The organism is Mycolicibacterium aurum (genome assembly GCF_900637195.1).
GTDB lineage: Bacteria > Actinomycetota > Actinomycetes > Mycobacteriales > Mycobacteriaceae > Mycobacterium > Mycobacterium aurum.
In genome coordinates this window covers 4568400-4580782 of record NZ_LR134356.1, presented here as the reverse complement: position 1 = coordinate 4580782, position 12383 = coordinate 4568400, and the positions used below count along the sequence as shown (strand labels likewise).

The window sequence follows — 12383 nt, the reverse complement described above, 5'->3', positions numbered from 1 at the left end:
CTGCGGTCACTAGGTCCTCCGGTGCGGAGGTCCCGTCCTACGATGACGGCCATGGCCGAGCCACTGATCCTGACCATCGCAGGACACTCACCCGATCTGCATCCCGACAGCTGGGTAGCCCCCAACGCCACCGTGGTGGGCCAGGTGATCATGGCTGCCGGCGCGAGTGCGTGGTACGGAGCGATCCTGCGCGCCGAGGCCGAACGCATCGAGATCGGGGCGGGCACGAACATCCAGGACGGCGTGACGATTCACGTCGATCCCGGTTTCCCGGCCCGCATCGGTGCGGGTGTGAGCGTGGGGCACAACGCGGTGCTGCACGGCTGCACGGTCGAGGACGACTCGCTGGTCGGGATGGGCGCGGTGGTGCTCAACGGCGCCGTGGTGGGTTCCGGGTCGCTCATCGCCGCGGGAGCGGTGGTGCCGCAGGGCGCGGTGATCCCGCCGGGCTCGATGGTGGCCGGTGTTCCCGGCAAGGTCCGGCGTCAACTCGGCGACGATGAGATCGCGGGCATCCGCACCAACGCGACCCTGTATCAGGAGCTGGTCAAGCTGCATCGGGACGCGCAGTGACAGGGCTAACGTCCCACGTCAGGTTCTGATCGGGCGCGCCGGGGTACAGGGCTTAACGTGGAATCTGCTCGCATTCTGGTCACCGGCGCCACCGGATACATCGGCTCGCGCCTGGTGACAGCGTTGCTCGAAGACGGTCACCAAGTTGTCGCCGCCAGCCGAGACGTCGAACGGCTGGCCGACTTCGGCTGGTACGACGACGTCACCGCGGTGACCCTGGATGCGCACGACGAGATCTCGGCCAAGCAGGCGCTCACCGAGGCCGGACCCATCGACGTCGTCTACTACCTGGTGCACGGCATCGGGCAGCCCGGTTTCCGCGAGGCCGACAACAAGGCCGCTGCCAACGTCGCCTCCGCCGCCAAGGCGGCGGGGGTACGTCGCATCGTTTATCTGGGCGGGTTCGTACCCGACAGCCGTACGCTGTCTGAGCACCTGGCCAGTCGCGCCGAGGTCGCTGCAGCTCTCACCATCGAGGGCGGTCCGGACGTGGTGTGGCTGGGTGCCGCGATCGTGATAGGCGCGGGCTCCACATCGTTTGAAATGCTTCGCTACGTCGCCGACCGCTTCCTGGTGTTGCCGATGCCGGAATGGTCGGCGAACCCGATCGATCCCATCGCGATCAGCGACGTGCTGTACTACCTCGTCGCGGTCGCGGACGAGAAGGTGCCCGCCGGGTCCTACGACATCAGGGGTGCCGAGACCACCACCTACGGCGACCTGCTGCGTACCTACGCGCGCACCGCCGGAATCTGGCGGCAGCCTGTCGCGGTGTACGGCATCGAGACCAGCCTGGTGTCGAAGGTGACCGGCCTCATTCTGCCTGTCCCCGGCGGTCTGGCTGCGGATCTTGTTGAATCCCTTGACTATCCGATGATGGCGTCGACGAACGACCTCGGCGACTTCGTCCCCGCGCCGCCCGATGGACCGGTCACCGTCGAGGACGCCATGCGTCGGGCGGTGACGAGTCCGCCGCGGCGCCCGGTCAACGAGCTGGGCGATCCGCACCATCTGGCCGACACCGATCCCCAGTGGGCCGGCGGGGACACGCTGCGACTGCAGAAACTGGCAGGCGCGGTCACGCCGCCGTTCGTACATCCCGTCCTCGGTCTGATCGGGTTCGTGCCCGGCCCCGTCGCCGCGGCTGTGCGCACCGGGCTGGATCACGTGATCGGACTGGTGCCGAAGGTGATGCCGGCGTGAGCACCCCGACCCGCCGCGGATGGCCCAAGGAGTGGCTGCGCGTAGCCCGCACCAAGGCCAGGCCGTACAACGAGACGCCCGGAGTGGTCACCCGTCGCAAATTCATCGTCTCGGTCGTCCTGCTCATCGGAGCGGCCCTACTCGGCTACTCGCTGAGCAGACCCCCCGGCGACAACTCATTCGTGTGGCTCACCCTCGCGCTGGCGGGTGTCTGGGCTTTCGGCGCCTTCGCGTCCGGCCCGCTGCATATGGGGCACCTGAACTTTCGGGGTCGCAACCAGCGGCCGGTGATCACCGGTGTCGCGGTGGGGCTGGCTCTCGGGGCGATCTTCGTCGTCGGAGGTCTGGTAGCCAGGCAGATCCCCGGGGTGAACGACTACATCAGGCAGGTGCTGGAGTACTCCAACGCCGCCCCGCTGTATCTGATGGTGTTCATCACCGTCATCAACGGGCTCGCCGAAGAGATGTTCTTCCGTGGCGCGCTCTACAGTGCGCTGGCGAAGTACCGACCGGTCCTCGTCTCGACCGTGCTGTACGTCATCGCGACCGCCGCCACGACGGGCAACCCGATGCTCGGGTTCGCCGCGATCATCCTCGGAACCGTCTGCGCCCTCCTGCGCCGCTCCACCGGAGGAGTGCTCGCACCGATGCTGACCCACTTCGTGTGGGGCGTGGTCATGGTGCTCGCACTTCCTCCGATCTTCGGCGTCTAGCGAAGCGGATGCGCCAGCTCGTCGCGGCGCATCTTGGCCGCCCACATCGCGACGCCGCCGAACAGCACCGGCAGGCCGCCGGCGGCCAGGAAGATCGCCTCCATCGGAACGACTTTCGACAGCGGACCCACGATCGCGAACGACACCGGCATGAATGCCAGCGAGACGAAGAAGTCCAGACTCGACACTCGGCCCAGCATCTCCGGGGGCACCCGCCGCTGCAGCAGCGTGCCCCAGATGACCATGCCCGCACCGTCGGTGACGCCGATGACGAATGTCGCCAAGGCCATCAACGGGAACGACGACGTGACGCCGACGACCGCCAGCGGGATGGAGCCCACGCTCCACATCACCATCATCACCGTGAGATACCGACGCGGTAGCCGCCTCGACGACACCGCCAACGCGCCCAGCGCGCTGCCCATGCCGAAGAACGCCAGGATGAAGCCGTAGGTCTGGGCGCCGTGGTCGAACCTGTCGGCGACGACGAACGGCAGCAGCACCTCGATCGGGCCGAGGACGACGAGCACGAACAGGCTGGCGAACAGCAGGGTCCACAGCAGCCACGGTGTCTGCAGCACGAACGCGCAGCCGTCCAACAGATCCCGGAGCAGGTGCGGACGGTCGTGCTGCACCTCGGTTCCGGTGACCACCGGTGGCCGGGTGGCCACCAGTAGTACGAAGCCGACACCGAACAGCACGGCCACCACGGTGGCCCCGGCCGCAGGGAACGTGGCACCGATCACAAGGCCGGCCACCGCGGGCCCGGCCGCGCGCTGAAACACCGGGCGCACAACACCTTCCACGCCGTTGGCGGCCAGTAGCTGCTCGGCGGGCAGAATCCTCGGCAGGATCGCGCTGTACGCCGGGAAGAAGAACGCCGCAGCGATACCGAGCGCCGCGGCCGCCACGGCCATGTGCCAGATCCTCAGTGCACCAATGAGCCCGAGTGCGGCGACCGCCGAAGTGACCGCCGTGTTGACGGCCGCGACGACGAGAATGATGCCGCGCTGGCTGAGCCGGTCGGCGGCCAGTCCGCCGACCAGCACGAACGACACCAGACCGGCACCCAGGCAGGCGGCGACCAAGGACAGCGACGTCGGATCGTTGGACAGTTCGATGACCTGCAAGGCCATCACGACGGCCCACATACCCTCGGCGAAGATCGACAGGGACACCGCCGCGATCAGAAGGCGATACTCGCGGAACCGGAAGGGTGCGAGCACACGCCAGCCGCCGGGGGCCACCGGCGCCTCGATGTCGAATTGCGTACTCACCGAACGATGGTCGCGCACGACCTGCCGTCGAGTCGAACGATTTTCCGCCGCCCACGGGCGATTTGGGTGTAGTCGGTCACGCTGACGTCGACGAACTACACCGGAATCGCTATGTCAGGAGTCGGTGAAGGTCGCGGCCCTGCGCTGCTGGAACGCCTTGGTGCCCTCGCGAAAATCGTGAGAATCCAGCAACGCCAGCTGGCCCGTCTTCTCCAGTTCCAGCGCGCTTTCCAGCTCGGTGAGCGTCGCGGCGTTGATCGCAGCCTTGGTCTTGCGCAGTGCGACGGCCGGGCCCGACACCAGCGTGCCGATCACTGTGTCGACCTCCGCGGCGAGATCGTCGGCGGGATGGACAGCACTGACCAGGCCCCAGTCGTAGGCTTCGCGCGCGGTGATGCGCTCGGCCAGCAGGGCCATCCGCATCGCCCGGATCCGGCCCACCGCGGCAGCAATCAGTGCCGACGCGCCACCGTCGGGCATGAGCCCGATCTTCGTGAACGCCAGCATGAAAAACGCCTTCTCCGAGGCGAGTACGACGTCGCAGGCCAGCGCCAGCGAAACGCCGACTCCGGCCGCCGCACCGTGGACGACCGCGACGGCGGGCTGCGGCAGCGCGGCGATCGCGCGGATGCAGCGGTTGGCCGCATCCAGTACATCGGCGGGGGTGCCGGTGGCGCCGGGGTTGGCGTGGTCTTCCTCGCTGATCCCGGCGCCCGAGCAGAAGCCGCGTCCCGCTCCGCTGACGCGGACCACCCGCACGCGGGAATCGCCTGCCGCACGTTCCAGTGTCTCGGCGAACGTTCGGAGCATCGGAGCGGTGAGCGAGTTCAGGCTGTCCGGACGGTTGAGGGTCACGGCGAGCACGCCGTCGTCGAGGCTGACCGTGAGGTCGTCGATGCACTGATAGATCTCGGCACCCGAGTCGATGGTCATGCACGCACCTTCTGGTCTGAGGAGGGTCTTTGCGGCAGCTGAAGACCCATGGCCGATCCGACTTGGTTATACAAGTAAGCTATGTCGCGGTCAACCGAGCGACTGGGACGAAGGGCGGTTAGGCATGGCTGGACCACTGCAAGGACTACGGGTCGTGGAGCTGGCCGGCATCGGTCCCGGCCCGCACGCGGCAATGATTCTCGGCGATCTCGGAGCAGACGTCGTCCGCGTCGAGCGCCCGGGAAAGGGCCCCGGCCCCGCGACCAAACCGGGCGGCGACTACCTGCTGCGCAACCGGCGATCGGTGGCCGCCAACCTCAAGAGTGACGAGGGACGCGAGCTGGTCCTGAAACTGATCGCCAAGGCCGACGTGCTGATCGAGGGCTTCCGGCCCGGTGTCACAGAACGGCTCGGGCTAGGTCCCGAGGACTGCGCCAAGGTCAACGAGAAGCTGATCTATGCCCGGATGACCGGCTGGGGTCAGGACGGTCCGCGCGCCCAGCAGGCGGGTCACGACATCAACTACATCTCGCTCAACGGCGCGCTGCATGCGATCGGTCGCGCGGGCGAGCGCCCGGTGCCGCCGCTGAACCTGGTCGGCGATTTCGGCGGCGGGTCGATGTTCCTGCTCGTCGGCGTGCTCTCGGCACTGTGGGAGCGGGAACGTTCCGGCAAGGGCCAGGTGGTCGACGCCGCGATGGTGGACGGCTCGAGCGTGCTGTCGATGATGATGTGGGCGTTCCGCGGCATGGGCATGTGGAGTGACGAGCGTGGCGTCAACATGCTCGACACCGGCGCGCCGTACTACGACACCTACACATGTGCCGACGGACGCCACGTCGCCGTCGGAGCGATCGAGCCGCAGTTCTACGCCGAAATGCTCAAGGGGATCGGGCTGGACGGCGCCGATCTGCCCGACCAGAACGACATGGGCCGCTGGCCGGAGTTGCGGGCCGCCTTCACCGAGGCGTTCGCGGCACACGACCGCGATCACTGGACGAAGGTGTTCGCCGGGACCGATGCGTGCGTGACGCCGGTGCTGTCGTTCGGCGAGGTGGAGTCCGAGGCGCACAACACCGAGCGCCACACCTTCTACTCCGAGAACGGATCGCTGTACCCGGCCCCTGCGCCGCGGTTCTCCCGCAGTGCCCCGTCCGTTCCGAAGGCACCGGGTGTGCCCGGAGCGGACACCGAAGCTGTTCTGCGGGACTGGGTTTAGTCAGCAAGTCAAAGGTCAGGAAAGGAATCTATCTGTGGAGATCAAAGACGCCGTGGCTGTCGTCACCGGGGGTGCCTCCGGGCTCGGCCTTGCGACGACGAAGCGACTGCTCGACCGGGGCGCCTCGGTCGTCGTCATCGACCTCAAGGGTGAGGACGCGGTCAAGGAACTCGGTGCGCGCGCCAAGTTCGTCGAAGCCAACGTCACCGATCCCGAGCAGGTCACCGCCGCGCTGGACGCCGCCGAGGAGATGGGCCCGCTGCGCATCGACGTCAACTGCGCAGGTATCGGCAACGCGATCAAGACCCTCGGCAAGGACGGACCATTCCCGCTCGACGGTTTCCGCAAGGTCGTCGAGGTCAACCTCATCGGCACGTTCAACGTGATTCGCCTTGCCGCAGAACGTATCGCCAAACAGGAGCCGATCAACGGTGAGCGCGGCGTCATCATCAACACGGCGTCGGTCGCCGCGTTCGAGGGCCAGATCGGCCAGGCGGCCTACTCGGCGTCCAAGGGCGGCGTCGTCGGCATGACCCTGCCGATCGCGCGTGACCTCTCGCGCGAGTTCATCCGCGTATGCACCATCGCCCCCGGCCTGTTCAAGACCCCGCTGCTCGGCTCGCTGCCCGAGGAGGCGCAGGCCTCCCTCGGCAAGCAGGTGCCCCACCCGGCCCGCCTCGGTGACCCCGACGAGTACGGCGCGCTGGCGGTGCACATCGTCGAGAACCCGATGCTCAACGGCGAGACGATCCGGCTCGACGGCGCCATCCGCATGGCTCCCCGATGAGCGCTCGCGCGAAGAGGAAAGGGAACCGATGAGCATCACGACGAAGTTCACCGAGACGTTCGGTGTCGAGCACCCGATCGCCCAGGGCGGCATGCAGTGGGTGGGCCGCGCGGAACTGGTTGCGGCCGTGGCGAATGCGGGTGCTCTGGGTTTCATCACCGCGCTGACGCAGCCGACGCCGGCGGACCTGGCCAACGAGATCGCCAAGACGCGGGATCTGACGGACAAGCCGTTCGGGGTGAATCTGACGATCCTGCCCGCGATCAATCCGCCGCCCTATGACGAGTACCGGCAGGTGATCGTCGACGCCGGTATCAAGATCGTCGAGACGGCGGGCTCCAACCCGGCTCCGCACCTGCCGATGTTCCACGACAACGGCATCAAGGTGCTGCACAAGTGCACCTCGGTGCGCCACGCGGTGAAGGCCCAGTCGCTGGGTGTGGACGGCATCAGCATCGACGGATTCGAGTGCGCCGGTCACCCGGGTGAGGACGACGTTCCCGGCCTGGTGCTGATCCCGGCGGCTGCCGACAAGATCGAGATCCCGATGATCGCCTCGGGCGGCTTCGCCGACAGCCGGGGCCTGGTGGCGGCGCTGGCGCTGGGGGCTGACGGCATCAACATGGGATCGCGGTTCATGTGCACCGTCGAGTCCTGCATCCACCAGAACGTCAAGGAAGCCATCGTGGCCGGGGACGAGCGGGGGACGGAGCTGATCTTCCGCAGCCTGCACAACACCGCGCGGGTGGCTTCGAATGTGGTCTCGCGTGAGGTGGTCGACATTCTCAAGGCCGGCGGTCAGTTCGAGGACGTCAAGGATCTGGTGGCCGGCGTGCGCGGCCGCAAGGTGTTCGACGACGGCGACATCGACGCCGGCATCTGGACGGTCGGGACGGCCATGGGGCTGATCAACGATATTCCGACGGTCGGAGACCTGGTGTCGCGGATTGTGGCCGAGGCGGAGGAGATCATCAGCGGTCGACTGGCGGGGATGGTCACGCCGGTAGCGCAGCGGGTGTAACAGCCGACGCTCTTCGGGCACCACAGAGGTGCGAAGGTGTCAGGCAACACCGAGATGGAGGAACGCGCGCCCACAGGGCGCGCGTTCTTTCACACTGCGGTGGGTAGGGCCTGCTCGTCGTCGAGCTGCTCCGAGGTCAGACCCTCGACGAGATAATCGCCGTGGTAGAGAGCCTCGAAATCAACCTTGATGACATCAGCACTGGTGTCGTCGATCCACATGTACTGGACAGTAACCACCGCGTCTAAGGATTCTTTGAGCCTCCTCTCGGAGAACTGTGGCAATTCTTACCGCCGGGTAGGTTCGCGGCCTTACCGACGAGTAGCAGTCAGGCCGCGGGAGCAGGCTCGATGGCGGTGACGTGGATGGGATTGGTGCCGTAGAGCGCCACCCACGTCACGATCGCAGCAATGAAGGCGAGCGCCAGCAGGGCCAGCTTCACCCGCGGTGACCAGTAGATACGCGGGAAAACCCGGCGGTCGACGGAGTAACTTCCCGCCCCGGCAAACAACAGGGCGGCTCCGCCGAGCCCGATGAGGAACGGCACGTTGAACGGCTCGGACCAGAACGCGCCACCCGAGACGTTCACAGCCCATGCGCAGAGCATCGAGCTGAGTGCTGCACAGCCTGCCAACGGGGTGAGCAGCCCGAGAATAAGGGCGACGCCGCTGAGGGTTTCCGTCGCGGTGACCATGAACGCGGCGAATGCCGGCAGACGCCAGCCCGCGTCGGTCAGAAACTGCACGGTCATCGGGAAGTCGGCGACTTTGATCAGTCCCGCCTGCAGAATCGCCGCGCCGATGCCGAGGCGAAGGACCAGCAGGCCGATGTCGACCATGTCGATTGGCCCCTGTGCGTGCGTGTCCGCCCTCCCGGCCGATGTCGAGGCCTGGGGAGTTCTCTGTCCGGTCGTGTCGGTCATGCCTGATCGACCAGCGGCCCGTCCGAAATTCATCGCGACAACCGTTGACCGCGCCAGGTTATCGCTGATAACTTAGCGCCGTTATCCCAGGCCCAGGAGGACCTCCGCCGGTGTTGCACCGTATTGCACTGCTTGCCATCGCGGCGCCGCGACGCGTGCTCGTGACCGCACTGCTGATCATGATCGCCTGCGGTGTGTTCGGGGTGCCCGTCGCCAAGCAGCTGTCCGCCGGCGGATTCCAGGACCCGACCTCGGAGTCCGCGCGGGCGACCCAACTTCTCGTCGACAAGTTCGGCCAGGGTGACATGGAACTGGTCATCAGCGTCACCTCCGACGACGGCTTCGACGCTGCCGCCGCGCGGTCGGTGGGTACCGATCTCGCGGCGCGGCTGGCGGACTCGCCGCACGTGGGTGCGGTCACCTCGGCGTGGACGGCACCGCCGCCCGCAACGCCGGCCCTGGTCAGCAAGGACGGTAAGACGGGTCTCATCGTGGCGGGCATCACCGGCGGCGAGAGCGGGGCGCAGAAGCACGCCAAGGCGCTCACCGACGAGCTGGTGCACGACCGCGACGGGGTCACCGTGCGCGCGGGCGGCGTCGCGATGACCTACGTGCAGATCAACACCCAGAGCGAGAAAGACCTCCTGATGATGGAGGCCATCGCGATACCCCTGAGTTTCGTCGTGCTGGTGTGGGTGTTCGGTGGCCTGCTCGCCGCGGCGCTGCCGTTGGCCGTCGGTGCCTTCGCGATCCTCGGGTCGATGGCGGTGCTTCGTGGTTTCACGATGGTCACCGACGTCTCGATCTTCGCGCTCAACCTGTCCATCGCGATGGGCCTGGCGTTGGCCATCGACTACACACTGCTCATCATCAGCCGCTACCGCGACGAACTCGCCGCGGGCCACGACCGCAACACCGCGCTGGTCCGCACGATGGCCACGGCGGGTCGGACGGTGCTGTTCTCGGCGTTGACGGTCGCGTTGTCGATGATCGCGATGGTGCTGTTCCCGATGTACTTCCTGAAGTCGTTCGCGTATGCCGGCATCGCCGTCGTCGGGTTCGCCGCGCTGGCGGCGATCGTCGTCGCGCCCGCAGCGATCGTGCTTGCCGGCGACCGGCTCGACTCCCTGGACGTGCGCAAGCTGGTGCGCCGCATGCTCGGCAGGCCGGAGCCGGTGGACAAGCCCGTCGAGCAGATGTTCTGGTACCGGTCGACGAAGTTCGTGATGAGACGCTCCATCCCGATCGCCACCGTCGTCGTCACGCTCCTGCTTCTTCTCGGCGCGCCGTTCCTCGGCGCCAACTGGGGCTTCCCGGACGACCGGGTGCTTCCCGATACCGCATCTGCGCGCCAAGTCGGTGACGACCTCCGGGAGAACTTCGCCGTCGACTCCTCCAACAACGTCGTCGTCGTACTGCCCGACGCCGACGGTGTGACTCCCGACGAGCTCGACGGCTACGCCGCCGAACTGTCCCGCGTCGAGGACGTCTCGTCGGTGTCCGCGCCCGGAGGCACCTTCGTCGACGGCGGCATGGCCGGACCTCCCTCGGCGGCAACAGGACTGGCCGACGGAAGCGCATTCCTCACCATCGGCAGCACGGCACCGCTGTTCACCGACGCGTCGGAGACCCAGCTCGACCGGTTGCACGCCGTTGCGCCTCCCGGTGGCCGGGACGTCCAGCTGACCGGTCTCGCCCAGATCAACCGCGACAGTGCCGATGCCATCACGTCCCGGCTTCCCACGGTGCTCGCCGTGATCGCGGCCATCACGTTCGTGCTGCTCTTCCTGCTCACCGGCAGCGTGGTGTTGCCGCTGAAAGCGTTGGTGCTCAACGTGTTGTCGCTGACCGCGGCATTCGGTGCACTGGTATGGATCTTCCAGGACGGCCATCTCGGCGCATTTGGCACCACCCCAACCGGCACCCTGGTGGCCAACATGCCGGTGCTGCTGTTCTGCATCGCGTTCGGCTTGTCCATGGACTACGAGGTGTTTCTGGTCTCGCGCATTCGCGAGTACTGGCTGGCTGCCGGAGCCGGGCGGCCGGCGACATCGGGCGACGCCCGGACCGCCGCCGACAACGACGAGAGCGTGGCCCTCGGCCTGGCCCGCACAGGGCGGGTGGTCACCGCCGCGGCACTGCTGATGTCGATCTCGTTCGCTGCGTTGATCGCGGCGAAGGTGGCGTTCATGCGGATGTTCGGTGTCGGCCTGACGTTGGCCATCCTGGCCGACGCCACGCTGGTCCGGATGCTGCTGGTGCCCGCCTTCATGCACGTGCTGGGTCGCTGGAACTGGTGGGCGCCGGGACCGCTGGCCAGGCTCCACGAACGCATCGGTTTCAGCGAGACCCTCGACGACAAGACCCTGCCGGCGCCGCCCGTGCCCGAACGCTCCGTCCCGACCGGGCAGGCGTGAACGTGCCGCGGCGGCGCCGTGCCCCGCGCGGGTCCGGGGACCAGCTTCGAGACGACATCCTGGACGCCACCACCGAGCTCCTGCTGGAAACCGGTGATGCCGCCGCCGTGTCGATCCGGTCGGTGGCCCAGCGGGTCGGTGTGACGCCGCCGTCGATCTATCTGCATTTCGCCGACAAGACCGCGCTTCTGGACGAGGTGTGCTGCCGGTACTTCGAGAAGCTCGACGACGAGATGCAGGCCGTCGCGGGGGCCTACACCGGGGCGATCGACGTGCTGCGGGCACAGGGCATGGCTTATCTGCGTTTTGCGCTGAAAACCCCTGTGCTGTACCGCATTGCGATGATGGGGCACGGACAGCCCGGCAGTGACGTCGACGTCGCGCTGAACAGCTCGGCCTTCGGGCACCTGCGCGCGACGGTGCAGGCGCTGATCGCGGAGGGAACATATCCTCCCGGTGACCCCACCACGCTGGCATTGGAACTGTGGACGGCCGTCCACGGCATCGCGGCGATGTTCATCTCGCGCCCGTACCTACCCTGGGGGGACATGGAGCAGTTCGGCGATCGCCTGATGCGGTCGGTGTGCAGCGGCCACATCGTGTCAGGGGCAGTCCGGCCGGGCGAGCCACCGCAGGAGGTCGTCGGCTGGTTGAAGGAGGTTGCTGGTGAGCGACAGCGTCGATAACCCGTTTTTCGCGCGGCTCTGGACGGCGATGTCGTCCCGGGAACCCGAATCCCTCCGGCGTCTGCGGCGGGAGAACCTGGCCGGGCTCACCGGCCGCGTTCTCGAGGTCGGTGCCGGCACCGGAACCAACTTCGAGTTCTACCCCGGCACCGTCACCGAGGTGGTGGCCGTCGAACCGGAGCGCCGGCTGGCGAACCTGGCCCGCCGGGCCGCGTCGCAAGCCGCCGTCCCGGTGACCGTCAGCGGCGACACCGTCGAGCAGTTCGCGGACGCGCAGCCGTTCGACGCGGTGGTGTGCTCGTTGGTGCTGTGTTCAGTGGACGACCCGAAAGCGGTTGTCGAGCAGCTGTTCTCATGCCTCAAGCCGGGGGGTGAGCTGCGCTATCTGGAGCACGTGGCCAGTGTCGGCGCACGGTCCAGACTGCAGAAGGTCGCCGACGCCACCGTCTGGCCGCGGCTGCTGGGCAACTGTCACACCCATCGTCGCACCGAGGACACGATCGTCGGCGCCGGGTTCCGGGTGACCGGCGCCCGCCGCGAATGGACGTTCCCCGCGTGGGTGCCGGTGCCGGTGGCCGAGTTCGCCATCGGGGTGGCGGTGCGTCCTGCGCAGACCTAGCTGTACTGACCAC

At 67.5% G+C, this 12383-nt stretch carries 13 protein-coding genes; 9 read left to right on the top strand and 4 right to left on the bottom strand.

What is annotated here, in order from left to right; genetic code table 11:
• The first annotated feature begins 51 nt into the window (after positions 1-51).
• From EL337_RS21455 to EL337_RS21445, 3 genes are read left to right on the top strand one after another with little or no spacing between them, the layout of a single operon-like run.
• Positions 52-573, top strand: coding sequence for a gamma carbonic anhydrase family protein (locus EL337_RS21455; protein ID WP_048635324.1), 522 nt, complete (start codon positions 52-54; stop codon positions 571-573).
• 57 nt (positions 574-630) lie between these two features.
• Positions 631-1776: an NAD(P)H-binding protein gene (locus tag EL337_RS21450; protein ID WP_048635323.1), complete on the top strand. Its 1146-nt coding sequence runs from the start codon at positions 631-633 to the stop codon at positions 1774-1776.
• Positions 1773-2489 (top strand): CPBP family intramembrane glutamic endopeptidase, encoded by a 717-nt coding sequence (locus EL337_RS21445; protein ID WP_048635322.1) that lies wholly within the window; start codon positions 1773-1775, stop codon positions 2487-2489. The genes EL337_RS21450 and EL337_RS21445 overlap by 4 nt, the downstream gene beginning before the upstream one ends.
• Here EL337_RS21445 and tet(V) read toward each other — a convergent pair.
• Positions 2486-3748 (bottom strand): tetracycline efflux MFS transporter Tet(V), encoded by a 1263-nt coding sequence (gene tet(V), locus EL337_RS21440; protein ID WP_197724289.1) that lies wholly within the window; start codon positions 3746-3748, stop codon positions 2486-2488. The genes EL337_RS21445 and tet(V) overlap by 4 nt on opposite strands.
• A gap of 132 nt (positions 3749-3880) precedes the next feature.
• Positions 3881-4699: an enoyl-CoA hydratase gene (locus EL337_RS21435; RefSeq protein ID WP_048635321.1), complete on the bottom strand. Its 819-nt coding sequence runs from the start codon at positions 4697-4699 to the stop codon at positions 3881-3883.
• A 124-nt stretch (positions 4700-4823) separates the two neighbouring features.
• On the opposite strand from EL337_RS21435, the gene EL337_RS21430 reads away from it, so the two are divergent.
• The 3 genes from EL337_RS21430 to EL337_RS21420 are packed head-to-tail and all read left to right on the top strand — an operon-like array spanning position 4824 to position 7726.
• A complete protein-coding gene (locus EL337_RS21430; RefSeq protein WP_048635320.1) occupies positions 4824-5918 on the top strand; it encodes a CaiB/BaiF CoA transferase family protein in 1095 nt (364 codons plus the stop codon).
• Between the two features lie 34 nt (positions 5919-5952).
• The gene (locus EL337_RS21425; RefSeq protein ID WP_048635319.1) at positions 5953-6705 is read left to right on the top strand and encodes a 3-hydroxyacyl-CoA dehydrogenase; all 753 of its coding nucleotides are present in this window, start codon (positions 5953-5955) and stop codon (positions 6703-6705) included.
• 28 nt (positions 6706-6733) lie between these two features.
• Complete coding sequence (locus tag EL337_RS21420) at positions 6734-7726, top strand: NAD(P)H-dependent flavin oxidoreductase (protein WP_048635318.1); 993 nt, start codon at positions 6734-6736, stop codon at positions 7724-7726.
• An 89-nt stretch (positions 7727-7815) separates the two neighbouring features.
• Here the strand turns inward: EL337_RS21420 and EL337_RS29195 are convergent, their stop codons facing one another.
• Both EL337_RS29195 and EL337_RS21410 read right to left on the bottom strand, forming a co-directional pair.
• The gene (locus tag EL337_RS29195; RefSeq protein ID WP_109860276.1) at positions 7816-7947 is read right to left on the bottom strand and encodes a hypothetical protein; all 132 of its coding nucleotides are present in this window, start codon (positions 7945-7947) and stop codon (positions 7816-7818) included.
• Positions 7948-8054: 107 nt separating this feature from the next.
• Positions 8055-8564: a DoxX family protein gene (locus EL337_RS21410; protein WP_048635317.1), complete on the bottom strand. Its 510-nt coding sequence runs from the start codon at positions 8562-8564 to the stop codon at positions 8055-8057.
• A gap of 194 nt (positions 8565-8758) precedes the next feature.
• Between EL337_RS21410 and EL337_RS21405 the strand changes: the two genes are divergently transcribed.
• The 3 genes from EL337_RS21405 to EL337_RS21395 are packed head-to-tail and all read left to right on the top strand — an operon-like array spanning position 8759 to position 12370.
• On the top strand, positions 8759-11065 hold the full coding sequence (locus EL337_RS21405; RefSeq protein ID WP_048635316.1) for an MMPL family transporter: 2307 nt from the start codon (positions 8759-8761) through the stop codon (positions 11063-11065).
• Positions 11062-11751: a TetR/AcrR family transcriptional regulator gene (locus tag EL337_RS21400; protein ID WP_048635315.1), complete on the top strand. Its 690-nt coding sequence runs from the start codon at positions 11062-11064 to the stop codon at positions 11749-11751. The genes EL337_RS21405 and EL337_RS21400 overlap by 4 nt, the downstream gene beginning before the upstream one ends.
• Positions 11732-12370 (top strand): class I SAM-dependent methyltransferase, encoded by a 639-nt coding sequence (locus EL337_RS21395; RefSeq protein WP_048635314.1) that lies wholly within the window; start codon positions 11732-11734, stop codon positions 12368-12370. Before EL337_RS21400 ends, EL337_RS21395 begins: the two co-directional genes overlap by 20 nt.
• Positions 12371-12383 lie beyond the last annotated feature (13 nt).